Origin of the sequence: Micromonospora pisi (assembly GCF_003633685.1) — a bacterium.
In the GTDB taxonomy this organism is placed as follows: domain Bacteria; phylum Actinomycetota; class Actinomycetes; order Mycobacteriales; family Micromonosporaceae; genus Micromonospora_G; species Micromonospora_G pisi.
Genome location: NZ_RBKT01000001.1, coordinates 2,651,188 through 2,677,785 on the forward strand (window position 1 = coordinate 2,651,188; position 26,598 = coordinate 2,677,785).

Annotated in this window: 20 protein-coding genes; 4 read left to right on the plus strand and 16 right to left on the minus strand. The window is 71.5% G+C overall.

Annotated features, from left to right (window positions below; genetic code table 11):
- Nucleotides 1–9 precede the first annotated feature (9 nt).
- A complete protein-coding gene (otsB, locus tag BDK92_RS10760) occupies nt 10–2,586 on the plus strand; it encodes a trehalose-phosphatase (protein ID WP_121161949.1) in 2,577 nt (858 codons plus the stop codon).
- Nucleotides 2,587–2,647: 61 nt separating this feature from the next.
- On the opposite strand, the gene BDK92_RS10765 is transcribed toward otsB, so the two are convergent.
- From BDK92_RS10765 to BDK92_RS10780, 4 genes are all read right to left on the minus strand, one after another.
- Entirely contained in the window at nt 2,648–3,703 is a 1,056-nt protein-coding gene (locus BDK92_RS10765; RefSeq protein ID WP_121155887.1) for an IS110 family RNA-guided transposase, read from the minus strand.
- 322 nt (nt 3,704–4,025) lie between these two features.
- Nucleotides 4,026–5,303 carry a uroporphyrinogen-III C-methyltransferase gene (gene cobA / locus BDK92_RS10770; protein WP_121161951.1) on the minus strand — a complete coding sequence of 426 codons (1,278 nt, stop codon included), beginning with the start codon at nt 5,301–5,303 and terminating at the stop codon, nt 4,026–4,028.
- An 8-nt stretch (nt 5,304–5,311) separates the two neighbouring features.
- The gene (locus tag BDK92_RS10775; RefSeq protein ID WP_121156585.1) at nt 5,312–6,703 is read right to left on the minus strand and encodes a nicotinate-nucleotide--dimethylbenzimidazole phosphoribosyltransferase; all 1,392 of its coding nucleotides are present in this window, start codon (nt 6,701–6,703) and stop codon (nt 5,312–5,314) included.
- Nucleotides 6,700–7,920 carry an aminotransferase class I/II-fold pyridoxal phosphate-dependent enzyme gene (locus tag BDK92_RS10780; RefSeq protein ID WP_121156586.1) on the minus strand — a complete coding sequence of 407 codons (1,221 nt, stop codon included), beginning with the start codon at nt 7,918–7,920 and terminating at the stop codon, nt 6,700–6,702. The genes BDK92_RS10775 and BDK92_RS10780 overlap by 4 nt, the downstream gene beginning before the upstream one ends.
- A 123-nt stretch (nt 7,921–8,043) precedes the next feature.
- Here BDK92_RS10780 and BDK92_RS10785 point away from each other — a divergent pair, with 123 nt between their 5' ends.
- Nucleotides 8,044–10,206, plus strand: a complete 2,163-nt coding sequence (locus BDK92_RS10785) for a transglycosylase domain-containing protein (protein ID WP_246016952.1) — start codon at nt 8,044–8,046, stop codon at nt 10,204–10,206.
- Between the two features lie 59 nt (nt 10,207–10,265).
- Here BDK92_RS10785 and BDK92_RS10790 read toward each other — a convergent pair whose 3' ends face one another.
- Nucleotides 10,266–10,835 carry a GNAT family N-acetyltransferase gene (locus BDK92_RS10790; protein ID WP_121156587.1) on the minus strand — a complete coding sequence of 190 codons (570 nt, stop codon included), beginning with the start codon at nt 10,833–10,835 and terminating at the stop codon, nt 10,266–10,268.
- A complete protein-coding gene (locus BDK92_RS10795) occupies nt 10,832–12,505 on the minus strand; it encodes a cobyrinic acid a,c-diamide synthase CobB (RefSeq protein ID WP_121156588.1) in 1,674 nt (557 codons plus the stop codon). Before BDK92_RS10795 ends, BDK92_RS10790 begins: the two co-directional genes overlap by 4 nt.
- A gap of 264 nt (nt 12,506–12,769) precedes the next feature.
- On the opposite strand from BDK92_RS10795, the gene BDK92_RS10800 reads away from it, so the two are divergent.
- On the plus strand, nt 12,770–13,585 hold the full coding sequence (locus BDK92_RS10800) for an SURF1 family cytochrome oxidase biogenesis protein (RefSeq protein ID WP_121156589.1): 816 nt from the start codon (nt 12,770–12,772) through the stop codon (nt 13,583–13,585).
- Between the two features lie 33 nt (nt 13,586–13,618).
- On the opposite strand, the gene BDK92_RS10805 is transcribed toward BDK92_RS10800, so the two are convergent.
- From BDK92_RS10805 to BDK92_RS10840, 8 genes are all read right to left on the minus strand, one after another.
- Nucleotides 13,619–15,415: an ATP-dependent DNA ligase gene (locus BDK92_RS10805; RefSeq protein ID WP_121156590.1), complete on the minus strand. Its 1,797-nt coding sequence runs from the start codon at nt 15,413–15,415 to the stop codon at nt 13,619–13,621.
- 42 nt (nt 15,416–15,457) lie between these two features.
- Nucleotides 15,458–15,664, minus strand: a complete 207-nt coding sequence (locus BDK92_RS10810) for a hypothetical protein (RefSeq protein WP_121161955.1) — start codon at nt 15,662–15,664, stop codon at nt 15,458–15,460.
- A 134-nt stretch (nt 15,665–15,798) separates the two neighbouring features.
- Nucleotides 15,799–17,166: a dipeptidase gene (locus BDK92_RS10815; RefSeq protein ID WP_121156591.1), complete on the minus strand. Its 1,368-nt coding sequence runs from the start codon at nt 17,164–17,166 to the stop codon at nt 15,799–15,801.
- An 88-nt stretch (nt 17,167–17,254) separates the two neighbouring features.
- A complete protein-coding gene (locus BDK92_RS10820) occupies nt 17,255–18,004 on the minus strand; it encodes a uridine kinase family protein (RefSeq protein ID WP_246017506.1) in 750 nt (249 codons plus the stop codon).
- 59 nt (nt 18,005–18,063) lie between these two features.
- Nucleotides 18,064–19,683 (minus strand): cobyric acid synthase, encoded by a 1,620-nt coding sequence (locus BDK92_RS10825; RefSeq protein WP_121156592.1) that lies wholly within the window; start codon nt 19,681–19,683, stop codon nt 18,064–18,066.
- Nucleotides 19,680–20,798, minus strand: a complete 1,119-nt coding sequence (locus tag BDK92_RS10830; protein WP_246016953.1) for a cobalamin biosynthesis protein — start codon at nt 20,796–20,798, stop codon at nt 19,680–19,682. Before BDK92_RS10830 ends, BDK92_RS10825 begins: the two co-directional genes overlap by 4 nt.
- Before the next feature lie 136 nt (nt 20,799–20,934).
- Nucleotides 20,935–21,123 carry a DUF397 domain-containing protein gene (locus BDK92_RS10835; RefSeq protein WP_121156593.1) on the minus strand — a complete coding sequence of 63 codons (189 nt, stop codon included), beginning with the start codon at nt 21,121–21,123 and terminating at the stop codon, nt 20,935–20,937.
- Nucleotides 21,116–21,883, minus strand: coding sequence for a helix-turn-helix domain-containing protein (locus BDK92_RS10840; protein ID WP_121156594.1), 768 nt, complete (start codon nt 21,881–21,883; stop codon nt 21,116–21,118). Before BDK92_RS10840 ends, BDK92_RS10835 begins: the two co-directional genes overlap by 8 nt.
- Nucleotides 21,884–23,656: 1,773 nt before the next feature.
- Between BDK92_RS10840 and BDK92_RS10845 the strand changes: the two genes are divergently transcribed.
- Complete coding sequence (locus BDK92_RS10845) at nt 23,657–25,039, plus strand: IS30 family transposase (protein WP_425462251.1); 1,383 nt, start codon at nt 23,657–23,659, stop codon at nt 25,037–25,039.
- Between the two features lie 66 nt (nt 25,040–25,105).
- Here BDK92_RS10845 and BDK92_RS10850 read toward each other — a convergent pair whose 3' ends face one another.
- Together BDK92_RS10850 and BDK92_RS10855 are read right to left on the minus strand one after the other, a co-directional pair.
- Nucleotides 25,106–25,297, minus strand: coding sequence for a DUF397 domain-containing protein (locus tag BDK92_RS10850; protein ID WP_121156595.1), 192 nt, complete (start codon nt 25,295–25,297; stop codon nt 25,106–25,108).
- Nucleotides 25,290–26,159, minus strand: a complete 870-nt coding sequence (locus tag BDK92_RS10855) for a helix-turn-helix domain-containing protein (RefSeq protein WP_121156596.1) — start codon at nt 26,157–26,159, stop codon at nt 25,290–25,292. Before BDK92_RS10855 ends, BDK92_RS10850 begins: the two co-directional genes overlap by 8 nt.
- Between the last annotated feature and the right edge of the window lie 439 nt (nt 26,160–26,598).

Sequence of the window (26,598 nt, forward strand, 5' to 3'; positions counted from 1 at the left end):
ACCGGGTCGATGGCCCTGGACACGATCGATCCCGCGCTGCGGGACGCGATCGGTCGAATCGCACGCTCCCCCAACCTGCTGGTCGCCTGCGACTACGACGGCACTCTCGCGCCGATCGTGGAGGACCCGAGCAAGGCCGTGCCGCTACCGGAGTCGGTGGCGGCCGTACGCGCGCTCGCCGCCCTGCCCCAGACCACGGTCGCCGTGGTCTCCGGCCGGGCACTGCGCGACCTGGCCACCCTCTCCCGGCTCCCCAGCGAGGTGCACCTCGTCGGCAGCCACGGGTCGGAATTCGACATCGGTTTCGTGGAGCGTCTCTCCCCCGAACTGGTCGAGGTACGCACCCGGCTCCGCAGTGAGCTGCGCCGGATCGTCGCCGAACAGCCCGGGGTACGTCTGGAGAGCAAGCCCGCCAGCATCGCGGTACACACCCGCGGCGCGGCGCCCGAGGTCGCGTCCCGGGTGGTCGAGGCGGTACGGAAGGGACCGGCGAGCTGGAGCGGCGTGACCGTCACCCAGGGCAAGGAGGTCATCGAGCTGTCGGTGATCCCCACCCACAAGGGGACAGCCGTGGACCAGCTGCGCACCCAGATCTCGGCCAGCGCGGTGCTCTTCATGGGCGACGACGTGACCGACGAGAACGCCTTCGCCAACCTGCACGGCCCGGACCTCGGCATCAAGATCGGCTCCGGGGAGACCCAGGCGACCCACCGGGTCGCCGACCCGGTCGAGGCCGCGCGGGTGCTCGGCCTGCTGCTCCAGGTCCGCCGCACCTGGCTCTTCGGCGAGCGAGCGGTGCCGATCGAGCGCCACTCGATGCTCGCCAACGGCCGCACCGTCGCGCTACTCACGCCGGAAGCCAAGGTCACCTGGCTCTGCCACCCGAAGCCGGACGCCTCGGCGATCTTCGCTGACCTGGTCGGCGGCCCGCCCGCCGGGCACTTCAGTGTCGGACCGGAGCGGGGCGGGCTACCGCTCGGACAGCGTTACCGGCCCGGCACGATGACGGTGGAGACCCGCTGGTCCGGGCTGACCGTCACGGACTGGCTGGACCGGCCGTCGTCGGACAACGTACCGGCCGGATCGGCCGTCATCTCCGGCGACTCGACCCTGGTCCGGGTGCTCACCGGCTCCGGCCGGGTCCGGTTGGAGTTCGCCCCCCGGCCCGAGTTCGGGCAGGTGGCGGTACAGCTCCAGCCGCTCGCCGACGGGCTGCTGGTGCTCGGCTCGAACGAACCGATCGCGCTCTACGCCCCCGGCGTCGAGTGGCAGGTGGTCGCCGACGGCGGCTACGAGACCGCCCGCGCCGTGGTCGACCTCGCCGCCGCTGGCGGATCGCTCACCCTCGAACTCCGCTTCGGTTCGCACAGCCTGGCCCACCACCGGGTGCCGGTGGCGGAACGGCAGGCCGCCGCCGAGCAGCCCTGGCGGGACTGGGTGGCCGGTCTGAAGCTCCCCACGCACGACCGGGAACTCGTCGCCCGCAGTGCACTCACCCTGCGTGGGCTCTGCCACGAGGCCACCGGTTCGATCCTCGCCGCCGCGACCACCTCGCTCCCCGAGGAACTCGGCGGGGTACGTAACTGGGACTACCGCTACTGCTGGCTGCGGGACGCGGCGATGACCGCCCGCGCCCTGGTCGACCTCGGTTCACTCACCGAGGCCGAAGCCTTCCTGCGCTGGGTTGACGGCTGTGTCGAACGTACCGGCGGACACCCGGAACGGCTGCACCCGCTCTACACCGTCGACGGCTACGAACTCGGCGCCGAAGCGGTGATCGACACCCTGCCCGGTTACGCCGGCTCCCGGCCGGTCCGGGTCGGCAACCTGGCCAACCACCAACTCCAGCTCGACGTCTTCGGCCCGATCGCCGACCTGCTGGCCGCCGTCGCCGACCTGCGTGGCTCGGTGCTGGAGACCGAGTGGCGGGTGCTGGAGTCGATGGTCGAGGCGGTCAGCCGGCGCTGGCACGAACCCGACCACGGCCTCTGGGAGGCCCGCCTCCCTCCCCGGCACCACGTCTACTCCAAGGTCATGTGTTGGATGACCGTGGACCGGGCGCTGCACATCGTGCGCCAGCACGGTGACGGGGACCGGCCGGACTGGGTCGAGCTGCGCGACCGGATCGGGCACAACGTGCTCGAGTACGGCTGGCACGAGGGCGTCGGCGCCTACAGCGTGGCGTACGGCGACGAGGAGATGGACGCCTCCTCGCTCTGGATCGGGCTCTCCGGCCTGCTTCCCGACGACGACCCGCGGTTCCTCTCCACCGTGCTGAAGATCGAAGCGGACCTGCGCAGCGGCCCGGTGGTCTACCGCTACCACTGGGACGACGGGCTGCCCGGACGCGAGGGCGGCTTCCACATCTGCACGGCGTGGCTGATCGAGGCGTACCTGCGGACCGGACGCCGGGCCGACGCCGAGGAACTGTTCGTGCAGATGGTCGACACCGCCGGCCCGACCGGCCTGCTGCCGGAGCAGTACGACCCGTTGGCCGAGCGGGGGCTCGGCAACCACCCACAGGCGTACAGCCACCTGGGGTTGATCCGGTGTGCGCTGCTGCTGGACGAGATGGTCAAGGAGTGAGGTAGTCGCTGTTGGGGTGGGCGCCGCCGCGCCCGTCGCGGACCGATGCTCCTATGGAGTGTCAAGTGGTGAGTGCGGCGAGGTCTGCGAGTAGGGCGGTGTGGACTTCTCGGATGATGTAGCGCTTGAGGCAGCGGATGATCTCTTTTTTGCTGAGGCCTTGGGTGGTGCGTCGTTCGGTGTAGGCGCGGGTGCGGGGATCGTGGCGTAGGCGGCAGAGCGCGATGGTGTAGAGCGCTTTGTTTGCGGCGCGGTCCCCGCCTCGGTTGAGTCGGTGCCGGTTGGTGCGTCCGGAGCTGGCGGGGATGGGTGCGGCGCCGCAGAGGTGGGCTAGGGCGGCTTCGCTGTGGAGCCGGTCGGGGTTGTCTCCGGCGGTGGCTAGGAGTTGCCCGGCGACGTCGGGGCCGACGCCGAGGAGCGCGTTCAGGCGTGGGGCGGTGGTGGCCACGATGGGGTGGAGTCGGTGTTCGAGTTGGGTGATCTCGGTGGTCAGGGTCTGGACCCGGGTGGCGATCGAGTGGAGTGCCGCTCGGGTGGCCTGGATCGGATCACTTGTCGGGGTGTCGTCGGTGGTCAGGGTGGTGCAGGCGGTGATCAGGGCCTGGCCGTGCAGGCCGGTGAGGTTGGCGCGGAGTTCTTCGGGGGCGGAGGCGATGAGGCCGTGGAGTTGGTTGAGTGCGGCGGTGCGGGCCTTGACTGCGCCGCTGCGGGCGACTCGTAGGGTGCGGATCGCTTCGACGGGGCCGGTGCGGGTCTTGGGGGTGCCGTTGGCTTGTCCGGACAGGGCGGCTCGGGCGGCGGCGATCGCGTCGATCGGGTCGGACTTGCCCTTCGTGCGGCGGGTTTTGCGGTCGGGTCGGTCGACTTCGACCAGGGTGATGTTCTGGCTGGTCAGGTAGCGGGCCAGGCCGGCGCCGTAGGCGCCGGTGCCCTCGATACCAACCTTGGTTACCCGGCCGTGTGATCGGAGCCAGGCCAGGAGGTCGTGGTAGCCGGCTGCGGTGGCGGGGAACTGCTGGTCGTTGAGTACCCGGCCGGTCTGGTCGACCACGGCGGCGTGGTGGGTTCTGCCGTGGGTGTCGATTCCACCGGTGATCTGACGCTTCTTGGCTGTCATGCTGGGGTGTCGTCCCGTTCGCTCGCACCGGACAAGGGTCGGCACGCACCGCCGCGACGGTGGACAAGACAGTGATGGGTGCCTCTCGCACAGGCTCCTATCAGGTCACATCCGCCCAGGTGGTGAGTGCGGTAGCGGGTCACCCGGACCGGTCGACGAATCCGCCCAAGGACAGTGATCGTCGGTCAGGCCTTGGGTCAGACCAACCGGGTGACCCGCCCTTACATCCTCACTGTCAGGCTTGATGTCCGCGCCGGTCACGGCGGCGCCCACCCCGATCTGGCTGAGCTGGTGGCGGGGGGAGCCGGTGGTCAGGTGGCGGTCAGGTGGCGGTCACGACCGGGGGCAGGGTCCCGACCACGTTGCCGATGACCACCACCGCCGGGGGACGGATCCTGGCCGTAGCGGCGGCGTCGGCGACCGTACCCAGGGTTGCCCGCAGCGTCCGCTGGGCGCCGGTCGTACCCTCCTGGACCACCGCTGCCGGCGTGCCCGGCTCCCGCCCGTGTGCCAGCAGCGTCGCGGCGATCGCGGCCAGGTTCTTCAGCCCCATCAGCACCACCACCGTGCCGCGCATTCGGGCCAGCGCCGCCCAGTCGACCAGGGAGGCCGGGTCGTCCGGGGGCACGTGTCCGGAGACCACGGTGAACTCGTGCGCCACCCCCCGATGGGTCACCGGGATGCCGGCGAGCGCCGGGGCGGCAATCGAGCTGGTCACCCCGGGAACGACGGTCACCGGTACGCCGGCCGCCGCGCAGGCGAGCGCCTCCTCGCCGCCGCGACCGAAGACGTACGGGTCGCCGCCCTTGAGCCGGACCACGAACGCGCCGGCCTGGGCCCGCTCGACCAGGATCCGGTTGATCTCCTCCTGGGCACGGGCCGGGCCGTAGGGGATCTTCGACGCGTCGACCAGTTCCACGTCCGGACGGAGTTCGTCCAGGAGCAGGCCGGGGACGAGACGGTCGGCGACCACCACGTCCGCCTCGGCGAGCAGCCGCCGCCCCTTGACCGTGATCAGCTCCGGATCGCCCGGCCCCGACCCGACCAACGCGACCCGTCCACCGCTGGGTCCGTCGCGCTCCGCGCGGTTGACGACGGGCCCTTCCACCACCGAATCCGACAACAGTGAGCCTGTGCTCACCAGGGTGCCGTCGGCGAGGCGGTCACGGACGGCGTCGCGGACCGTCACCGCCCGGTGCGGGTCACCGCCGCCGAGTACGGCCACGGTCACCGCCCCGTGCCGGACCACCGCCGGAGTCCACGCGGTGGCCGCGTTCCGGTCGTCGGCGCGTACGCAGAAGACGCGGCGCTCCAGCGCGGCGACGCTGACCGCTTCGGCGGCGACCGGGTCGTTGACGGCCACCTGCACCAGCCAGGCGCCGTCGACGTCGGCGGGCTCGAACGGGCGGGCCGTCCAGCGCACCCGTCCCGCGTCCACCTGTGCCCGCAGCGCCGGGGTCAGCTCGGGGGCGACCACCTCCACCAACGCGCCCGCGTCGAGCAGCGCCGGCACCCGGCGGGTGGCCACCGCTCCCCCACCGACCACGAGCACCCGGTGCCCTGCCAGGCGCAGCCCGAGCGGATAAGGGTTGGCACCGATCTGTCGGGTCACTTCTCCGATACCCCCGCCGCGTCGAACGTGGCCACCTCGTGCAGCACCCGGGCGGCGCCGGCGACCACCGGGAAGGCGAGCAGTGCGCCCGTTCCCTCGCCGAGCCGCAGCCCCAGGTCGATCAGGGGCTCCAGGCCCAGTTGGCGCAGACCGACAGTGGCGCCCGGCTCGGCGGAGCGGTGTCCGGCGATCATGGCGCCGGTCGCGTCCGGTGCGAAGGCCGCCGCGACCAGCGCCGCGGCGACCGCACTCACGCCGTCCAGCAGAACCGGGGTACGCCGGGCCGCGGCCCCGAGGATGAAGCCGGTCAGCGCCGCGTGCTCCAGCCCGCCGAGGGCGGCGAGTACGCCGAGCGGGTCGGCCGGGTCGGGACGGTGCCGGGCGAGCGCGGCCGAGACCACGGCGACCTTGCGGGCGTACGTGAAGTCGTCGACCCCGGTGCCACGGCCGGTCACCTCGGCCGACGCCGTACCGGTGTGTACGGCGATCAGCGCGGCGGCGGCGGTGGTGTTGGCGATGCCCATGTCCCCGGTGAGCAGGATGCCGGCGCCCGCGTCGATCAGTTGGTCGGCGGTACGGATGCCGACCTCGATCGCGGCCCGCGCCTCGTCCCGGGTGAGGGCCGGCTCGACGGTCATGTCCCGGGTGCCGGGCCGGACCCGCGCCCGCACCAGGGCGGGTACGTCAACCGGGTGGCCGTCGGCGGTGCCGTTCCCGCCCGCGACCCTCGGGCCCGGTACGGCGGCGGACGGGACCGGGGTCGGTGCCACCCCGGCGACCGGCGACGCGGTGGCGGGGCCGTCGAGGTCGACCAGCGCGTCCGGCGAGGTGAGGCTCTCCAGCGCGGTGCGCTCGTCGAAGACGGTGACCGGGGTGGTCGGGCCACCGGTCGGCGCCGGGCCGGCAGGGCCGTCGAGGTCGACCAGCGCATCGGGGGCGACCAGGTCGTCCAGCCCGGTCCGCTCGTCGTAGGTGGTGGCCACGGCCGAGCCGGTGGCGGTAGCTGTCGGGGCGGTGCCGAGGTCGGGCAGTGGGGTGGCGACACCGACGTCGACCACGGTCACGGAGGCACCGGTCTGCCGGGCGAACGCGTTCACCACCGCGCCACCGGCGAGGAAGTTGCCGACCATCTGCGCGGTCACCTCACGTGACCAGGGGGTCACCCCCTGGTCGTGCACCCCGTGGTCACCGGCGAAGATCGCTACGGCGGCGGGGCCCGGCAGCGGCGGCGGGCAGCTACCGGCGAGCCCGCAGAGGCGTACCGACAGCTCCTCCAGCTCGCCGAGCGAACCAGCGGGCTTGGTCAGCCGGCTGTGCAGCGCGCGGGCCGCCTCCATCGCCTCGGTGTCGAGCGGGCGGATCGTGGCGATCAACGCCTCCAACATCATGCCTCCAGGATCTCCGCCAGCACGGCGACGAACGCGTCAGTGGTGGCAGTGTCCCGTACGGCCACGCGCAGCCAGTCGGCACCCAGCCCCGGGAAGGTGTCGCCCCGGCGTACGGCGTAGCCCCGGTCCCGCAGCGCGAGCCGTACCTCGGCCGCACCGGCCAGTTCGACCAGGACGAACGCGCTCGCCGGGGTGCCCGCGACCCGTACGCCGGGCAGGGCCGCCAGGCGGCGGGCCAGATGCTCGCGGTCGGCGGCGAGGCGTACCGCGATCTCCCGCTCGGCGGCGACCGCGACCGGCGTGGCGCAGGCCGTGGCGGCGGCGAGCGCCGGCGTCGAGACCGCCCAGAGCGGCTGTACGGCGGCGAGCCGCTCCAGCAGCTCGGCTGGTCCGAGCAGATAGCCGATCCGCAGTCCGGCCAGTCCCCAGGTCTTGGTGAGGCTACGCACCACGACGACGCCGGGCAGGTCCCGGCGGGTGGCCAACGACTCCGGCTCCTCCCCGGTCGACGCCGGCGCCACCCCACCGGCGACCGTGTGGGCGGGGTCGGCGGGGTCGGCGGGGTCGGCGGCGGGGCGGGTGGTGGTGTCGGCGGGGCGGGTGGTGGTGTCGACGGGGCGGGTGGTGGTGTCGGCGAACGCCTCGTCGACGACCAGTACCCGGCCCGGACGGGCCAGTTCGGCGAGGACGGCGGCAGGGTGCAGGACCGACGTGGGGTTGGTGGGGTTGCCGACGAAGACCAGGTCGGCGTCATCCGGCACCAGCGCGGGGTCCAGGCGGAAACCGGTCTCGGCGCGGAGCAGCACCCGTTCGACCCGGTGACCGGCGGCCCGTAGCGCCGCTTCCGGCTCGGTGAACTGCGGGTGCACCACCACCGGCCGGCGGGCACCGCGCAGTGCCTGGGCGAGCAGCACGAAGCCCTCGGCGGCCCCGGCGGTCAGCAGCACCTCGGCGCTGGGCCGGCGGTGCCGGGCGGCGATCGCCGCCCGGGCCGGGCCGGGGTCCGGGTAGCTGGCCAGCTCGCCCAGGGAGGCGGTGATCGGGTCGGCCAGCCAGTCCGGCATCGGCGCCCGGCGGACGTTGACCGCGAGGTCGACCAGGCCGGGTACGACCTCGACGTCGCCGTGGTGCCCCAGGTCGATGTCGAGCTCGTCGGGCCGACCGGGGGCCACCTCGTCGGTCGCCGGTGCCCGGGGCGCGGTTACCTGCGGTTGCATGCTGGCGATCCTGCCCGTCGGCGGGAGCGCTGACCAAAGGATGGGGGCCGGGTGGCCGGAGTCCGACGGCGACGTTCGCGAATTTTTATCAGGTTAAAATGGGGCATGTCATAGCTTAAGAGGGTGACGAAGCCCACCCTCTCGCCTTCCGAAGGCAACCGCTTCCTACCCCTGCTACGAGCCGGCCTCATCGCCGGCGTCATCCTGGCGGCCGCGGCGTACCCGCTCGCCGCCATCGGCGGAATCGGCGCCAAGGCAACCGCCGACCTGGTCCGCGACCGGCCCCGCGACCTGCGCCACACCTCGCCCGCACAGACCACCTACGTCTACGGCGCGGACGGCAAGACGCTGCTCACCACGTTCTACGAGGAGCACCGCAAGTACACCCCGATCGGGGAGATGTCCCCCTACATCCAACAGGCGATCGTCGCCTCGGAGGACTCCCGCTTCTACAAGCACAACGGGGTCGACGCCAAGGGCGTGGCCCGCGCCTTCGTCGCGAACCAGCAGGCCGGCGGGGTCTCCCAGGGCGCCTCGACCCTGACCATGCAGTACGTCCGGATGGCGCTGCGCGACAGCGCGCAGACCCCGCTGGAAGTGCAGGAGGCGACCGAGCAGACCAGCATCCGCAAGCTGCGGGAGATGCGGATAGCGCTCGACCTCGAGAAGGAGATGAGCAAGACCGAGATCCTGGAGCGCTACCTCAACTCCGCTTATTTCGGTCACCGCGCGTACGGCATCTACGCCGCCTCGGAGATCTTCTTCTCCAAGACCCCGAAAGACCTCAGTCCGGTCGAGGCCGCCACCCTCGCCGGCCTGGTCAAGGCCCCCTCCGAGTACGACCCGGCGGTCAACGACCAGAAGGCCGCCACCGACCGGCGCAACTACGTGATCGACCGGATGCGGAGCATGGGCTACATCTCGCCGGACGCGGCAGCGGCGATGCAGGCCGAACCGATCAAGCTCAAGCTCTCCACCCCGCCCAACGACTGCGCCTCGGTGTCGGAGGATTACAACAGCTGGGGCTTCTTCTGCGACTACCTGAAGTCGTGGTGGTCGGTCCAACCCGGCTTCGGCACCAACTCGCTGGAACGGCTGGACAAGCTGCGCCGCGGCGGCTACAAAATCGTGACCAGTATCGACCCGAAGGTCCAGGACATCGCGGAGAAGCACGTACTGGCCAAGGAGAGCGCCAGCAGTCCGTTCGCACACGGCCTGGTCGCCGTCGAACCCGGCACCGGTCGGGTGAAGGCGATGGCGGTCAACCGGATCTACTCGCTCGACTCCACCGAGAACGGCCCCCACTCCGACCCGAGCAAACGCGCCCGGATGAAGGGAAACTACCCGAACACGGTCAACCCGCTCCTCGGCGGCGGTGACCTCCCCGGCTACCAGGCGGGGTCGACGTTCAAGATGTTCGTCATGCTCGCCGCGCTCGACGCCGGCATGCCGCTCTCGACCGCGTACGACTCGCCGTTCCGGATCACCTCGATCTATCCCGGTGGCGGCACCACCAGTAGCTGCGGCGGACTCTGGTGCCCGTCCAACGCCAGCGCCGCGATGACCGGCCGACAGACCATGTGGTCCGGCTTCGGCAAGTCCGTCAACACCTACTTCGTGCAGCTCGAACAGGCGGTCGGCGCGGACAAGGCGGTCGCCCTGGCGGAACGGCTCGGCCTGCAGTGGCGTACGGACGTGGACAAACGCCAGGCGTCCCCGGAGAAGCGGAAGGAGTGGGGCGCGTTCGTACTGGGCGTCTCCGACGTCACGCCGCTGGAGATGGCGAACGCGTACGCGGCGATCGCCGCCGACGGCCGGTTCTGCGAGGCGATCCCGGTGACCTCGATCAGCAACCCGGACGGCACCCCGACCATGATCACGACGAAGAGCGGTGGGCAGGTCGAGGCCGCGAAGCCCCGCTGCCATCAGGAGGTGAACGCCGACGCGGCCCGTGCCGCCACCGACGCGGCCCGCTGCCCGACCGGTGACACCCCGGCCCGTGGCTCCTGTGGTGGCTGGTCCACCGCCGACAGCGTCAAGGGCACCGTCGGCCGCCCGGTGGCCGGCAAGACCGGTACCACGGACAGCACGCGGTCCGCCTGGTTCGTCGGCTACACCCCGGAGTACGCGATGGCGAGCTTCCTGGCCGATCCGGACAACCCGTTCAACGCCGTCGGCGACGCGCAGTCGAACAAACCGGTCAGCACCGTCTCCGACACCTTGCGGGACGCGCTCAAGGATCAACCCGTACGCCAGTTCGCCCCACCCTCCCTCACCATCAGCTGAGGGGTAAGGAAGGGCCCCTTGTTAACGCTATGCGTTAACAAGGGGCCCTTCCTTACCTGCTAGCGGAGGTCGGCGGAGACGAACGACCAGGACTCCAGGTCCACCCGGCCACCCTGGGCGTACCCGGCGTTGCGCAGCAGCCCCTCGTAGCTGAAACCAGCCTTCTCGGCGACCCGACGGGAGGCGATGTTGCCCGGCGCCACCCGCAGTTCCAGCCGCTGGAACCCGTGCTCGAGGATCAACGCGATCGCCAGGGCGAGCACCGCCTCGGCTGCCAGCCCGTACCCGCGCGCCTCGGGCGCCACCGCGTAGCAGACCTCGGTGGTCCGGCCGGACCAGTCGGTCCGCTTGGTCCAGAGGGCGCCGACCAGCCGGTCGTCCTCCCGACGGATCACCCCGTAGTGGTCGCCGTTGCCACTGTCCCGCCGCTCCTTGGCCATCTCCGTGCACCAGGCGACAGCATTGATCGGGCCCGACGACTCGGGCAGCGGCAACCAACGCTGGGTCAGTTTGTCGGCGAAGATCTCCGCGACCGCCGGGACGTCGGCGGCCAGCAACGGCCGTACGTGTGCCCGCGGAGTGGAAACGGTCAGGGTCGGAAAACGGCGGACCGCCACCTCCCCGGTCACGCCGACCGCCCACCGTCCGGGCCGCCCGGCACCGGCCGCTCACCCTGACCGGGTCGGGCACCCGACTGCACCGGGTCGGCCGGCCGGTTCGACGGCACCAGCCGCAGCCCTCCGACCGGCTCCGCCCCCGCCCGGGGCGCCCGGGGACCGGCTACCGGACCGTTCCGGACCCCGGCTGCGGGCTCCGCCCCCGCACGCGGCGCCAGCGGGCCAGGCACGGCGAGCGCCCCGACCAGTCGTCCCGCGATCTCCGGGGCACCCGCCCAGTGGAGGATCAGCTGCGAGGCGTGCACCTGCCGCCAGACGAACCCCTCCGGGGTGCCGCCGCCCCAGCTCCAGGCCGGGGTCTGCCCGGCGCGGGGGTCGAGCAGACCCCGGTGCTGCTTGTAACCGACCAGCCGGGCACCGAGCGGGGCGACCACGCTGGCCGCACGGGCGGTCGCCTCGCGATAGCCGACCACGATCCGGTCGGTGCTCACCCCGGTCGCGTCGAACACCCCGCACATCGGCCGGCCGTCGAACTCCCGGGCCAGCCAGAGCGCCCCGGCGCCCTCGGCGAGCACCGGCCGACCGGAACGGGCGAGTTCGGCCACCGCCGCGGCGAGCCGCCGGTTCGCCGACAGTTCCTCCGCGTACGACTCGGGCAGCCCACCCCCGACGACCAGCGCCTCGGTCCCCTCCGGCAACTCCTCGTCCTGCAACGGGTCGACCGGCACCACCTCCGCGCCGGCAGCGGCCAACAGCTCGGCGGTCTCCGGGTAGGAGTAGGAGAGCGCCGCGGTGCCGGCGAGCGCGATCACGGGCCGCCGGCCGCCGGCACCACTGCCGGGCACCATCGGAGGCTGCCCCGGACCGGCCTGACCTGGCGCGCCCTGGCCGGGACCGCGCGGCGCCGGTCCGGGCGGCAACGGTGCCGCCGCACGGGCCTGGGCCAGTGCCTCCGCCGCCGACCATGGCTCGGTGGCGAGCCGGGGCGCCGACCGGGCCAGGCTGAGGAGCCGGTCGAGGTCCACCGTGGCGGCGATCGCCTCACCCAGCCGGCGCACCCCCCGGTACGCGTCCACGCCCCGGTGCAGCACCGGCACCACACCGTGCTGGCGGGAGGGGAGCGCGGCGGGCAGTTCGTGCCGGCGCAGCGCACCGAAGACCGGTACGCCGATGTCGTCGAGGGCCTCCCGGAGCAGTTGCTCGTGCCGGTCCGAGGCGACCCGGTTGAGGATCACCCCGCCGAGCCAGAGCATCTCGTCGTACGCCCGGAACCCGTGCACCAGCGCGGCCACCGACTGGCCCATCGCCGCCACGTCGACGACCAGCACCACCGGCGTACGCAGCGCGGTCGCGACGGCGGCGGTGGAGTCGGTCTCGGAGCGTCCGGCGAGACTGTCGAAGAGCCCCATGGTGCCCTCGACCACCGCCACGTCGGCGCCGGTCGCGCCGTACGCGAAGATCGGGGCGACCCGGTGCGGGCCGACCAGCCGAGGGTCGAGATTGCGCCCCGGCCGACCAGCGGCGAGTCCGAGGTACGCGGCGTCGGTCTGGTCCGGGCCCACCTTGAAGCCGGCGGCGTCGAGCCCCCGGGCGGCGTACGCGGCGAGCAGACCGACGGCGACCGCGGTCTTACCGTGTCCGGAGGAAGGCGCGCTCACCAGCACGCGCGGCACGGCGGTCATGGTCGGCTCCTCGGGGGCGGACGGATCGGGGCGAGACGGGTGGCGGTCGATGGTGGCGCTGCTGTCAGGTATTGAACGTTGTGCAGTGGGGTAACGGTTGCCACACCCGGCCGGCCCTCGTCCCGGACCGTGGGCACAAAGGGCGGAGCGGGCGACCCGGCAACCGGTTCGCCGGCCGTGACGATACCGGGCGTCGTGAATGGCCGCCTGCCGCCAATCCGGGCACCGGCGTAGTGGTCGCGGTCATACGGGTAACCTCGTCTCGTGTACCGCTTCCTGCTCACCCCACGCTGGCTGGGCATCTTCGCCCTGACGCTGGTCGCGGCGACGGTGATGGTGCTGCTCGGCAACTGGCAGCTGAGTCGCTACCGGGAGCGGTCCGCGATCAACGAACGGATCGACGCCGCGGACCGGGTGGCGCCGGCCCCACTGGCCGACGTGTTGCCGACGGCCGGCGGATCGGCCGGGGTGGCTGGACCCGCACCGGAGAAGGACGCGGCCTGGACCCGGGTGACAGTGACCGGGCGGTACGACGACACCAACACGATCGTCGTACGCGGCCGTACGGTCGACAGCCGGGTCGGCTTCGAGGTGGTCACACCGTTGCTTCTCGCTGACGGCAGCGCGGTGCTGGTCGACCACGGCTGGGTGCCGCCGCCGCCGGGTTCGGCCACCGCCCAGCCGGAACTGCCGGCGATCCCCACCGGGCAGGTGACCGTGGTGGGCCGGGTGCACCTGTCGGAGAGCAAGCCGGGCGTGGTCGATCGTCGCGACGGCAGGCTGGAGACCCGTCGGATCGCACTGCCGCGCCTGGCCGGCGAACTGCCGTACCCGATCTACGGCGCGTACCTGCTGCTCGACGAGCAGACCCCGGCGGCCGACCCCACGTTCGCGGCGGTGCCGATCCAGCATGAGAACAACTGGCAGAACGCCGGCTACGTGATCCAGTGGTGGCTCTTCGCCCTGATGACCCTCTACGGTTTCGGCTGGCTGGCCCGCCGCGAGGCGCTTGGTGACAACAAGTCGAAGACCGACGACCGCACCCCGCGCAGCCGGGACCGGGCTGCCGAACCGGCCTGATTCGGGCGGGCCCGACCGGTTGCCGCGCTGACGTCAGCCGCCGACCCGGCCGGTGTGGATGGCGCGGACCATGTCGATGGTGTCCGCCTCGGCGGCGCTCTTGTCGTCGCGGTAGCGGACCACCCGGGCGAACCGTAACGCCATCCCGCCCGGGTAGCGGGGGCTGGTCTGCACCCCGTCGAAGGCGATCTCGACCACCTGCTCCGGCCGGACCCGGACCACCCAGTCGCCGCGCTCGACGGCCAGTTCGAGGAAGCGTTCGGTCTGCCAGCGCAGCAACTCGTCGGTGAGGCCCTTGAAGGTCTTGCCGAGCATGACAAAACCGCCGGTGTCCGGGTCACGGGCGCCGAGGTGCAGGTTCGACAGCAGACCCCGACGCCGGCCGCTGCCCCATTCCACCGCGAGCACCACCAGGTCCAGGGTGTGCCGGGGTTTGACCTTGATCCAGCCGCCGCCGCGCCGGCCGGCCTCGTACGGCGCGTCGGGCGACTTGACCACCACGCCCTCCTGCCCTGCGTCGAGCGCGGCGGCGAAAGCGTCGGCGGCGGCGAGCACGTTCTCCACGGTCACCCGCCCGACGAGTTGGGGTGCGGCGACCGTCTCGGCCAGGGCCGCCCAGCGCTCCCGGCCGGGGGCGTCGAGCAGGTCCGTGCCGTCGAGGTGGAGCAGGTCGAAGAAGTACGGGGTGAGCACGCTGGTGCCGGTGCTGCCGGCCGCCGCGCGTACCGCTGGCGCGGCCGGAGCGGGACGGACCGGGGCCGGCAACTGGGCCGGTGCGGGGCCGACCGGGGTGGCTGGTTCCTGATGCCCGGCCCGTCCGGTCGTCGTCGCCGAGTCCGTCGGTGTCGCCCGATCGGCGGGCGCCGCCGGGCCGACCGGCGCGGCACCGAACGACCGCACCGGCTCGTTCGCCGACTGTTCGGCGGCGACCTCGGCGGAGAGGCCGGCGGTTGCGCTCGGGCGGGCGCCCCGGGTCGCCGCCCGGGTCGCCGCCCGGCTCGCCGTCTCCTGGAACGGCCGGGGTCGACCGGCGGCATCCAGCGCGATCGCCTCGCCGTCGAGCACGATCTCGCGGGCCGGCAGGGTGCGGACGGCCGCGACCACTTCCGGCACCCGGGAGGTGATCTCGTCGAGGCTGCGGGTGAAGACGGCGATCTCGTCACCGGAGCGGTGCACCTGGATCCGGATGCCGTCGAGCTTGACGTCGACCACGGCCGGCGTTCCGGTCACCGCCAGGGCCTGGTCGACCGAGGGGGCGCTCTGCGCGAGCATCGGGGCGAGCGGTCGGCCGACCCTCAGGGTGATCTCACCGAGGGCGGCGGCGCCGCCGGTCAGCGCCGTCGCGGCGACCATCTTCAGGTCGCCGGTGAGCAGCAACGCCCGGCGTACGGCGGGGAGCGGCACCTCGGCGGCGCGGGCGATGGCGTCGGCCAGGAGCCCGGCCTGGGCACCCTGGCGCAGTTCGCCGCTGAAGAGCCGGACCAGCATCTGCTGCTCGTCGGCGGTGGCGGCGGTGAAGAGCCGGCCGAGCAGTTCGCGGCGGCGGGCCTGTGATCCGGGGCCGGCCACCGCGGCGATGGCGTCGATGGCGGTGTCGACGTCGGTGACGGTCAGCACCGGCTGTGCCGCCGGTGGTGGCAGCTCACGCAGCGCGGCGTAACCGACCCCGGTCTGGCGTTGGCGCAGCTCACCGGCGAGGTAGGCGGAACCGGCCGGGATCTCGTCCGGGGCCAGGCCACGGAGGGCGGCGGCGAGCAGCTCGACCTTCGCCCGCCGGCCGGAGGTCGCACTGACGGCGGCCGAGGTGGCCACCAGGTCGAGGAACCGCACGCCCCCATCCTGGCAGCCACCCCCGACAGGACGTGGCTGAAGCTACGCGGAGGCGGGCTCCTCGATCCGCAGCCCCCGGGCCCGCACCTCGTCGGCGACCCGGGAGAGGACGGCGTCGAGCGCGCAGAGGACGCTGGAAAGCTCGCCAAGCTGGTCCTTCAGGGTTTCCTCGGACCACGCGGAGACGTTGACGTCCCCCAGAGCACTGACAGCGGCGTCGAGCCGCGTTATCGCCTCGTTCGTACGCATGTTCGAGACCATACCGCGCGACTCGGGACGTACGCACGAACTTCGCCTTTTTCCGCTCGGCGGGTTGTCTCCACACGATCGTGGGCCGCGACCAGGAACCCCTGGCCACGGCCCACGTTGTTGGCGATCGACGGTCAGCGGTCGGCGGCGGCCGCCTCCGCGACCTTGGCCAGCAGCAGCGTCTCGGCCAGGCAGACCCGGGCGAACTCACCCAGGTGCAGGCTCTCGTTCGGCCCGTGCGCCCGCGCGTACGGGTCCTCGACCCCGGTGACCAGAATCGCCGCCGCCGGGAACATCTCCTGGAAGGTGGCGATGAACGGGATCGAGCCGCCGACCCCGATGTCGACCGGCTTCACCCCGTCCCAGGCCGCCTCGAAGGCACCCCGGGCGGCGTCGAAGTACGGTCCGGAGGCGTCGATCACGCACGGGTCACCGTCGTGCTCGATCGTGACGACGGCGGTCGTACCCCACGGCGCGTGCTTCTCCAGGTGCGACCGGAGCGCGGCGTACGCCTGCTTGGGGTTGTCGCCCGGGGCCAGCCGGACGCTCAGCTTCGCCTTGGCCGCCGGCACCAGCGCGTTCGGTGCCCCGGTCGTCGGCGGCGCGTCGATGGCGAGGATCGCCAGCGCCGGCTTGGTCCAGATCCGGTCGGTGAGCCGACCGGTGCCGATGAAGGAGACGCCGTCGACCAGCCCGGACTCGTGCCGGAGCCGGTCCTCCGGGTAGTCGACCGTCGCGCCACCCCGGCTGATCAGACCGTCCACCGCGACGTCGCCGTGCTCGTCGTGCAGGGTCGCGAGCAACCGGGTCAGGGCGGTCAGCGCGTCCGGCACCGCGCCGCCGAACATGCCGCTGTGGATGGCGTGTTCGAGCGTACGGATCTCGACGAAACAGTTCACGATGCCGCGCAGCGAGGTGGTCAGCGCCGGTACGCCGATGTCCCAGTTGCCGGAGTCGGCGATGACGATGACGTCCGAGGCGATCTCGTCGCGGTGTTCCCGGAGGAGCCGCTCCAGCGAGTCGGAGCCGTACTCCTCCTCGCCCTCGATGAACAGGACGACACCGACCGGCAGGTCGTCACCGAACGCCCGGAGCGCGGCGACGTGGGCCATGATCCCGGCCTTGTCGTCGGCCGCGCCCCGCCCGTAGAGGCGGCCGTCCCGCTCGACCGGCTCGAACGGGTCGCTCTCCCACAGGGAGATGTCGCCGACGGGCTGGACGTCGTGGTGGGCGTAGAGCAGCACGGTCGGCGCCCCGGGCGGTGCGGCGCGCCGACCGATGACCGCGGGCTGCCCGCCGGAGCGCACGATGCGTACGTCGAGCGAGCAGCCGCGCAACAGCTCGGCGACGGCCTCGGCGGAGCGCTCCACGTGTGAGTGGTCGAAGCCGTCGAACGCGATGCCGGGGATCCGGACGAGGCGTTCGAGGTCGGCCCGGACGCCCGGCAGTTCCCGCTCGATCGCGGCCCGCAACCCGGCCTCGGTGAAGATCGGTCTGGTCATGACCGGAATCGTAGGCCGGACTTACCGTGGCCCGCCCGGGGAGCCCGCCGAACCGGTTCAACCGGGAGTGTCGCCGGGGTGGTGCCACTCACCGCAATCGAACGTAGTGGACATCCGGGTCGAGCGCGGTGATCGAATCGTCGACCGGGTCGGTGGCGACCGCTGGATCCGTGGCGACCGCTGGATCCGTGGCGACCGCCGGGTCCGTGCCGGCGGCGGCGCCGGGAGCACCGTCGACCACGAGGTCGGCCCGATCGGCTGTGGCGTCCGCGTCGAAGTGCCGGCGCTCTCCCTGCCGCCACCGGGTCAGGTCCGGCAACACCGCCGCCCCGTCACGGGTCAACACCCGGTCCAGCCGCAGCCGGGGCGGCGCGGTCACGAAGATCGCCAAGCTCAGCTCCGGGGCGATACCGGCCCGGCTGGAGCTGACCCCCTCGATGACCACCACCGGCGCGGGCGGCACGGTCACCCAGTCGGGGCCGAAGGCGGCCCTGGTCCAGTCGTAGCGACGGTAGCGTCCGGGCCGCGCGGCCCGCAGCGGAGTCAACACCCACTCGTCCAGCCTGGGCCAGAAGCTGAGCTGGTCGTCCCAACCGGCGAGCAGGTCATCGGTCCGCACCACCGGCACGTGCTCGCCCGGCAGCAGCTCCGGCGGGTCGAGCGGGGCGTCGCCCGGCAGTTCGGCCGGCGCCGGCAACGCGGTGAGCGCGGCGGCGAGACGGCCGGCGAAGACGCTCTTACCCGCGCCGCTGGGACCGTCGACCGCGACCAACCGGGTCCGTCCGAGTCGGGCCGGCCGTCCCATGATTCGTCGTGCCAGCTCCGGAAACGTCTCCACCCACTCGGCCACCCCGGCACGCTACCGCCCGCCCCGTCGCGCGAGCGGCGGGTGGTGCGTCAACCGGCAGGTGGTGCGCCCGGCGGGATGAAGGGCAGGTCGGCCGGGGGGCCGCCGTCGACCAGACGCCAGAGCGCGTCGGTGTCGAGGTGCTCCTCCACCAGGTCGCCGAGGAGGTCCAGGGTCCGTTCCCGGGCGGCGGCGAAGGAGGTGTCCGGCGCCACCTGGAAACCGTGCCGGCCGGCGAGCCGGGCCGCCTCGGTCAGGAACCGGCGACGGAACCCGTCGGACTCGAACGCCCCGTGCCAGTGGGTGCCGAGTACGGCGCCGAGGTTCGCCCCTTCGGTACGCCCGTCGGCGTACGTCAGCAGCGGCGGCAGCCCGGGGTCGGTGTCGGAGACGTACCCGTGGTGGATCTCGTAGCCGTGCACCGGAAGCGAGTCGAAGGCCGTGCCCACCGATCGGGTCACCGTCTTGCGCGGGTCGAACGCGATCTCGATCGGCAGCAGGCCGAGCCCTTCGACGGTGCCCCGTCGGCTCTCCACCTCGTCGTGGATGACGCGGGACAGCATCTGGAACCCGCCGCAGATGCCGAGCAGCGGCCGGCCGGCGGCGGCGTGTGCGAGCACCGCGTCGGCGAGGCCGGTACGGCGCAGCCACGCCAGGTCGTCCACGGTGGACTTGGTGCCGGGGAGCACAACCAGGTCGGCGGCGGCGACCTCGCCCGGTTCGACGGTGAGCCGGACGCGTACCCCGGGTTCGGTGGCGAGTGCCTCCAGGTCGGTGGCGTTGGAGATGCGGGGCAACCGGACCACCGCCACGTCGAGCCACTCGGTGCCGCGTGGCGACGCCGGCCGCCCGAGCAGCCGGTCGTACGCGAGCGAGTCCTCGGCGTCGAGCCACAGGTCCCGGTCCCAGGGCAGCACCCCGTACGTGGGGCGGCCGGTGACGTTGCCGAGCATGTCGATGCCGGGTTGGAGCAGACCGAGGTCCCCCCGGAACTTGTTGATCACAAAGCCGGCGATGAGTGCCTGGTCGGCGGCGTCGAGCAGCGCGACGGTGCCGAACAGCGACGCGAAGACACCGCCCCGGTCGATGTCGGCGACGACGATGGTGGGCAGGGCCGCGTGCCGGGCCAGCCCCATGTTGACGTAGTCGGTGTCCCGCAGGTTGATCTCGGCCGGGCTGCCGGCCCCCTCGCAGATCACCACGTCGTACTCGGCGCGCAGTTCGGCCAGGGCGGCGAAGGCGGTCCGGGCGAGCCGGGGTCGCAGCGTCCGGAAGTTGGTGGCGGTGATCGAGGTGGTCCCGGGTGCCGGGGTCCCGTCGGCGCCCACCCCGGGTTGCGTGCCCACCCCGGGTGGCGCGGCCGGCTCCCGCAGCGCCTCGCCCAGGAGCACGACCTGGCTGGACAGGTCGCTGCCGGGCTTGAGCAGCACCGGGTTGAAGCGCAGGTCGGGGGCGAGCCCGCAGGCGGCGGCCTGCATGGCCTGGGCCCGGCCGATCTCGCCGCCCCGGCCGTCCGGTCCGACCACCACTGCCGAGTTGTTGGACATGTTCTGCGCCTTGAACGGGGCGACCTTGACCCCGCGCCGGAACAACCAGCGGCAGATGCCGGCGGTGAGGACGCTCTTGCCGGCGTCGGAGGTGGTCCCGGCGACGAGCAGGCCGCCGCTCATCGGCGTACCCCGGGAGGCGGGCCGGGGCGCAGCACCCGGGACCGGACCACCCGGGCCAGACCGCCGAGCAGCGCCCGCCGGGGTCGGGCGGTGATCGCGTACGTCACCGCGACGCCCAGCGCGGCCAGCCCGACGGTGCCGGAGAGCCGGGCGGCACGACGGATGTGCCGCGCCTCCGGCCGGGGCCCGTCACCGAGGAAGGGGCGGGCCTCGGACCGGCCGAAGTAGATGTTGCGACCGCCGAGCCGCACCCCGAGCGCGCCGGCCATCGCCGACTCGCACTGTCCGGCGTTCGGGCTGGGGTGGTCGTGCCGGTCCCGGCGCCAGATCCGCCAGGCGCGGCCCCGGTCGCCACGTACGGTCGGCGCGCTGACGATGGTGAGCAGCGCGGTCAGCCGGGACGGCACCAGGTTGAGCAGGTCGTCGAGGCGGGCGGCGGCGGTGCCGAAGCGCGCGTACCGGGGCGACCGGTGCCCGACCATAGCGTCGAGGGTGTTCGCCGCCCGGTATCCGATCAGTCCGGGGAGTCCCGCCACGGCACCCCAGACCAGGGGCGCGACCACGGCGTCGGAGGTGTTCTCGGCCACCGACTCGACCGTCGCGCGGGCCAGCTCGGGCTCGTCCAGCATCGACGGGTCCCGTCCGCAGAGGTGGTTCAGCCGGCCCCGGGCCGCCGGCAGGTCGCCCTGGCGCAGTGCCCGGCCCATCACCGTCGCCTCGTGCCGCAGGGTCCGGCCGCCGAGCACGGTCCAGGTGCCGGCCGCGACCAGCGCCGCACGGGCGATCGGCCGCTGCCGGGTCGCGGTCGCGGCGGCCACCGCCACCAGCACCGGTACGCCCACCGCCAGCGCCGCGTACGCCGCTCCCGCCGAGCGGTTCGGACGGTAGAGCCGGCTTTCGAGAGCGGCCGCCGCCTGTCCGAATCCGGCGACCGGGTGCAGTCGACGGGGGTCGCCGAAGAGCGCGTCGAGCGCGTAGCCGGCGGCCAGCCCGGCCGCGTTGGCCGTGCCGCTGCCCAGCCGCACCCGGCTCGAGCCGTTGCCCGATGTTGTCGTGCTTGTCGTGGCCGGTCGTCCGACCCGACGCATGATCGTCTCCGGTCGCACGGCGATCACCCCCGGCGGCAGCCTAGCCAGCCGTTTGGTGTGCCGGGGAGGCGGGATGCGGGCGGCTCCCCTGATGTCTCGGCGTGCCGGCGGGCATGGCAACGCCCCCGCACCTGTCGGGCACGGGGGCGAGGTGCGAGGTCTGCTAGCCCTGCTTGGCGAAGCCGACGAAGGCCCGCCACGCCTCGGGGCCGAAAGTCAGGGCCGGTCCCGCCGGGTCCTTGCTGTCGCGGACGAGGACGTGGCTGGCGATGTTGTCAGCCACGTCCACACAGTTTCCCTGATTCCCGCTGCTACGAGTGCTCTTGCGCCACTCGGGGGCCAGGTCAGTCATGATCTTCGATTGCTTTCACTATGAGGTCCCTTGACAGGTGCACCGGCACGGCTAACCCGGTGACGATCTCCCACGCTACTTCCAGCCGATCGAGGTCCCCGCCCTCAACCACCAACCGACCCCGTAGTTGGTCATCGACGTATCCCGTCCGGCCCTTCGCAGGGAGGGTCGCGAGCACGAACGCGCCGGCAAGGCCAGCATGAAGGCCAGCGCTCCGAGGCACAACCAGGATTTGCACCTTCGGGCGCTCGCTCATGTCCAGCAGATGCTTCAGTTGAGGACCGAGAACATCGGGCGGCCCGCAGGTAAGCGCGAACTCGCCGAGCACGGCGGAGAGCATCGGGGCGTCGTCCTGCTCGACGGTTGCGGCCTGGCGCTCATGGCGAACTTGAGTCGTGCGCTCGACCTCGTCGTGCGACAGCCGGCTTCCGCGCAGTACGGCGCGGGCGTACGCCTCGGTCTGAAGCAGTCCGGGGACCAGCATTGACTCGAAGGTGCGCAGCAGCACAGCCCGCTGCTCGTGGTCTGTCCAAGGTCGCAGCCACGTCGGACGCGCGTCATCGCGCGCCTCGTTAGCGGCTCGCTGGACCTTGTCACCAGTGCCAAACAGGTCGTCTAGCTGGGCAGCGGTGTCAGGCTGTGGGACCAACCGGCCGTTCTCGATCGCCGCGATCAGCGAGGCACTGACGTTGATCGCCGTCCCTGCCTGGTCTTGGGTGATGCCGCTCTTCCAACCTGACCCCTCGCGCCACCGATGCACTGATCAAGCTAACACGTGACCAAACCCAAACGGACGCAGTCAACGCAGCAGTGCGACTCGCCGCATTGGCCAAGGAATTGGCACCTCACGGTGACCTGATAGTTCTAGCAGCAGACGGGACGCAGCATCGCATTGTGCTACTTGGGTAGCAATCCGAAACGAAAGGTGCGGTCAGACAGCAGACAGGAATAGCGCGGCCTTCAGCAGGGGAAACACATTCCCCTACTGAAGGCCGCGCTATTCCTGCCCTTTCTTGATCGACATTTGTCTATTGTTAATGGTCAAGGTGAACCCTACAGTGGGCGGCATGAGAAACCCCTTACGCCGCATATTTGCGGCCACACTCGCGGCGCTGTCCGCCGCTGCGCTCATGAGCGCCCCATCGCCCGCAATGGCTGAGCCGGCATCCAACAACCAGCCGGCCCTCAGCTCCGAGGCGCGACACTACGCGGGAGCGGAATCGGTCCGCGTCGCGGGGAGGATCAATGCTCCCTGGCGCTCGGCGCACGTCAAGCCGCGTGGCTGTGCCTGAACCCGCCGACGAACACCCAAGGCAACGTGTGCACGCTCATCGGTTGCTACTACTACGTCGCCAACTACAAAGTCGAATTCCGTGGATCGGGAACCTACGGCTACGGCGGCACCCGACTGGGCCAAGCGGCACTAGTCGGTAACTATGGAGCCGAGCGGGCACGCCGTACCGGGCGTGCCCGCTTCGGGGTCAGCGGCATACAGGCGGCGATAGAGTGAGTCGATGGAGAACAAACGCCGCCCGATCGCTCGACACTATACGTCCGCGCCGCTGGATCACTTCACGAATGAACCACAGCGACACGGATCACCCCGCCCCAGACACGGCACCGTGTATGTCAAAGCTGAGGGCGGCGCCCCGCCCTACCCTCCCTTAACCTATTCAGCCAGTTGGATCGACCAATACGACCAGCCGACCGAACGGGGCGAGTCGTTTGGGGCCGAAGACTTCGAGGGAACCCGCGCAGAGGTCTTAGCGTGGGCGCGAGCCCAACCAGCGGCACAGCACCTACTTGCAGGTGAACACGAATGGGAGCCCCTGCCCGACGACGACGCCGACGTACGGCTCCGTGGGGAGTGACCGGCAGCACTAAAGAAATGGTGCCACCACCGAATTGCAGAGCCGACCCGCCCTGGGTGCGCGTTGTCTTCCCCCGTGGACGACGCCCCAGGACGGGTCTTTGCCTGTCCGGGTGGCAGGCGCCGAGGAGCGCCGAGCAGGATGACGAAGTGACGGGGCCGCCCTCCAGCGCCGCTCGGGCCGCCGCCGGCCGACGTCCTGAACACCTCGGGTAGTCCAGGCCGACTTGCAGAGCGACCACCCCTGCAACGGCCTACGGAGGCCATACCCGAGTGATCGCAGCCCCACCCTGCCCCCCCGGCCGCGGGGCCGCCCTTTGGCGTTGGTACGAGCCCACGCCGGGCGACCCCGAGGACGCCGACCCGCACGCGCAGTGCAACGACCCCGACTGTTCCTACGGCTACTGAGGAGCCCGCCCCGTGACGACCCTTTACAACTTCACCGACACCGACGGCAACCGTCTGAAGGTGATGACCGGTGCGACTACCAGCAACGTCTAAGTCGAGACCCTCGACGGCAACGGAGACGGCACCCCTGGTTGTGAACCGGTGCCACACGAAGGGCGTCACCGCTCGGCCCCGGACACGACGAAGCCCCCCGCACCGATCGCGGGTTCTAGCGATCCCCGCAACACCCCTGGGTTTCAGGGGGTTGCGGGGATCATGCTTTCGCCGGAGTTGCGGGTGGGGTTCTTCGAGGCGCTGGACCGTGAAGGCGGCAACGTCTCGGTGGCGGCCCGGTCGGTAGGGGTGAACCTGAACACGGCGTTTGGGTGGGTGCGGAAGGCTGGCCTGCGAGGGTGTGGGAGCGGCGGCAGCGGGGGTCATCCTGGGCGTGTGGAGTACGACCGGTTGCGTGCCGACGGGGTCAACCGGAAGGAGGCCGCTCGGCGTGTCGGGGTGAATGTGCGCACCGCCCGGGACTGGGATCACGGGGTGCGATCTGTAGGACATACCCGCATCTATCCCGACGGGCGCAAGGTGGACTACCGGACGGGTGTGACCACGATGGCCACCGCGTCTCAGCCGCGGTCGGTAGGGTCCCTGGAGGCCGAACTCCATCCTCGGTTCCTGACCCTGGTCGAGCGTGAGACCATCGCTGACCTGCATCGTGAAGGCGTCTCCCTGCGGGCGATCGGGCGCGAGTTGGGCCGGCCGGCATCGACGATCAAGCGAGAGATCGATGCCCGTTCCGTCGACGGCGTCTACCGGCCGCACCGGGCCCAGCGAGCGTGGGCGAAGGGGCGTGCGCGCCCCAAGACCTCCAAGCTGGCTCAGGACGGCCCGTTGCGCGACTACGTCACCAGCAGGTTGCGGGAGGAGTGGTCACCGGAGCAGATCTGCCACGCTCTTGTCAGCCAGTTCCCCCACGACGGGAGCATGCGGGTGAGCACGGAGACGATCTACCAGGCGATCTACGTCCAGGCGCGTGGCGGGCTGCGGCGCGAGGTCGCCGCAGCACTGCGTACCGGACGCACCAGGCGCAAGCCCCACCGGCGTCCTGATCAGCGCACCGCGCGGTTCGTCGACAAGATGGTGATGATCTCTGAGCGTCCGCCCGAAATCGAGGACCGGGCCGTGCCAGGCCACTGGGAAGGTGACCTGATCGTCGGCACCCGAAGCGAGTCCGCGATCGTGACCCTGGTCGAACGCACCACCCGCTACGTGATGCTCGGCCACCTACCCGGCGGGCACACCGCCGAGGAAGTCCGCGACGTCCTGATACCGCTGATCCAGGCCCTTCCCGAGCATCTGCGCGGATCGCTGACCTGGGACCAAGGCTGCGAGATGGCCGCGCACAGGCAGCTCTCCCTGGCGACCGGGATGGCGGTCTACTTCTGCGACCCGCACTCGCCCTGGCAGCGTGGCACCAACGAGAACACCAACGGCCTGCTCCGGCAGTACTTCCCCAAAGGCACCGACCTGAGCATCCACGGCTCCGAAGATCTTGAGCACGTCGCCCAGAAACTCAACCGTCGACCACGCAAAACACTCGGCTGGGAAACCCCAGCCGAGCGCCTGCGTGATCTACTGACATCCGTCTAGACCATCAGGTGTTGCGAGGACCACGAGAATCCGCCGATCAGGCGCGGGGGGCGCGAGAAAGGTCTGCTAGCCCTGCTTGGCGAAACCGACGAAGGCCCGCCACGCGTCGGGGGCGAAGGTCAGCGTGCCGCCGTCGCGATCCTTGGTGTCACGGACCAGGACGCGGGCGGGGAGGTTGTCGGCGACCTCTATGCAGGCGCCACCTGATCCGTTGCTCCGGCTGGACTTGCGCCACTCAGCACCGGTTCGGTCACTCATTGCTACTCTCCTTGGAGATCATGGCTATCAAGTCGGCTGACCGGTCTGCGTCGAGCGTCAACCCTTCAAGCACCTTCCATGCCCCAGAGTACGTCCTGACTTCCGACGGCTTGTCGAGGTAGAGGGCACCAGTCAGTGACTCGCTGTAGACCGTTGTGGGCTCCGGGGTTCGGAGTCCGAGCGGAGGGAATTCTAGGATGATGAACTGCCCGCCCGAGAGCGAATAGTTGGATAGCGCTGCACTCGGTACAACGCGGATAGTCGCCGTCCCGTTGGTCGCCTGATCGTGAAGATGGGCGAGCTGGCGTCCCATCCCTGGGGCTCGGCGACGCAACACCACCTCGTCGAGGATGACGTCCAGACGCGGTGGTGCAGGATTCTTCCGGCGCAGGATGTGCTGGCGCTCCATTCGGACCTCAACCAGGCGGTCAACCTCCCCACCGGGGATGTCGGGATGCGACCGCAGCAGGTGCTCCGCGTACTCCCTGGTCTGCAACAGGCCCGGCACCGAGGCCGGCTCCCAGTGGCGCAGCCGCGAGGCTGCTGCCTCCAGTCCGACGTACAGCTCGAACCAGGTTGGGATGGCGTCGCCATACGCGTGCCACCACCCCTTCGCCTTAGTCTGCGTCGCCAAGCCGACCAGGACCGACGTCATCTCCGGGGTTAGGCCGTAGGTGGTGCACATGGACAAGACGTCGGCCTTGCGTACGGCGTTCTGTCCACCCTCGATCCGGTACATGGTCGCCCGAGAGACCTCCAGCTCCCCGGCAGCGGCCTCAAGCGACAGTCCCGCCTGCTCACGTGCCTGTTTGAGATAGCGCCCTAGCTGCCTTCGCGGTACGGATGACCCTGAATCGGTCATTCGGCCCCCTGTCTCAGATTGAAGCAACTTGTCTACCGAGTATGAGACCGTTCCCCACTAGCTGTCGAGACAGCGACATGTACTGGTGAACAGTCTCAGCGTTGACTGTTGCATGTGCTGCGACGTGCACCCAGAGTGTCATCAGCGGAACTGCTCGAATCCACACCCTCGGATGTCGCCCATGCACCCGCAAGGACGGGCAGGACCGCGCGGGGCCGTCCCAACCTCTCCGTGGGACGGCCTCGCATCCAACCCAAGGAGGTGCGATGTCCGTCTACCGCCGTTGGCGGGACCGCCTGTGGCCGTGGTCCGCCGACACCGCCGAGGCACAGCCACCCGCCCCGCCCCCACCGTCCGCCCGCCCGTCGTGGGCCGATGAGCGAACGGTGAACCTGGGACCGCTGCTCACCTTCGGCCAGCGGACGGGATACCGAGTACC

Coding starts and splice junctions, on each gene's coding strand:
- otsB (WP_121161949.1), top strand. CDS start 10: ATGGCCCTGGACACGATCGATCCCGCGCTGCGGGACGCGATCGGTCGA.
- BDK92_RS10765 (WP_121155887.1), bottom strand. CDS start 3,703: ATGACAGCCAAGAAGCGTCAGATCACCGGTGGAATCGACACCCACGGC.
- BDK92_RS10775 (WP_121156585.1), bottom strand. CDS start 6,703: ATGATGTTGGAGGCGTTGATCGCCACGATCCGCCCGCTCGACACCGAG.
- BDK92_RS10780 (WP_121156586.1), bottom strand. CDS start 7,920: ATGCAACCGCAGGTAACCGCGCCCCGGGCACCGGCGACCGACGAGGTG.
- BDK92_RS10795 (WP_121156588.1), bottom strand. CDS start 12,505: ATGACCGCCGTGCCGCGCGTGCTGGTGAGCGCGCCTTCCTCCGGACAC.
- BDK92_RS10810 (WP_121161955.1), bottom strand. CDS start 15,664: ATGCGTACGAACGAGGCGATAACGCGGCTCGACGCCGCTGTCAGTGCT.
- BDK92_RS10815 (WP_121156591.1), bottom strand. CDS start 17,166: ATGACCAGACCGATCTTCACCGAGGCCGGGTTGCGGGCCGCGATCGAG.
- BDK92_RS10825 (WP_121156592.1), bottom strand. CDS start 19,683: ATGAGCGGCGGCCTGCTCGTCGCCGGGACCACCTCCGACGCCGGCAAG.
- BDK92_RS10835 (WP_121156593.1), bottom strand. CDS start 21,123: ATGACTGACCTGGCCCCCGAGTGGCGCAAGAGCACTCGTAGCAGCGGG.
- BDK92_RS10845 (WP_425462251.1), top strand. CDS start 23,657: ATGCTTTCGCCGGAGTTGCGGGTGGGGTTCTTCGAGGCGCTGGACCGT.
- BDK92_RS10850 (WP_121156595.1), bottom strand. CDS start 25,297: ATGAGTGACCGAACCGGTGCTGAGTGGCGCAAGTCCAGCCGGAGCAAC.
- BDK92_RS10855 (WP_121156596.1), bottom strand. CDS start 26,159: ATGACCGATTCAGGGTCATCCGTACCGCGAAGGCAGCTAGGGCGCTAT.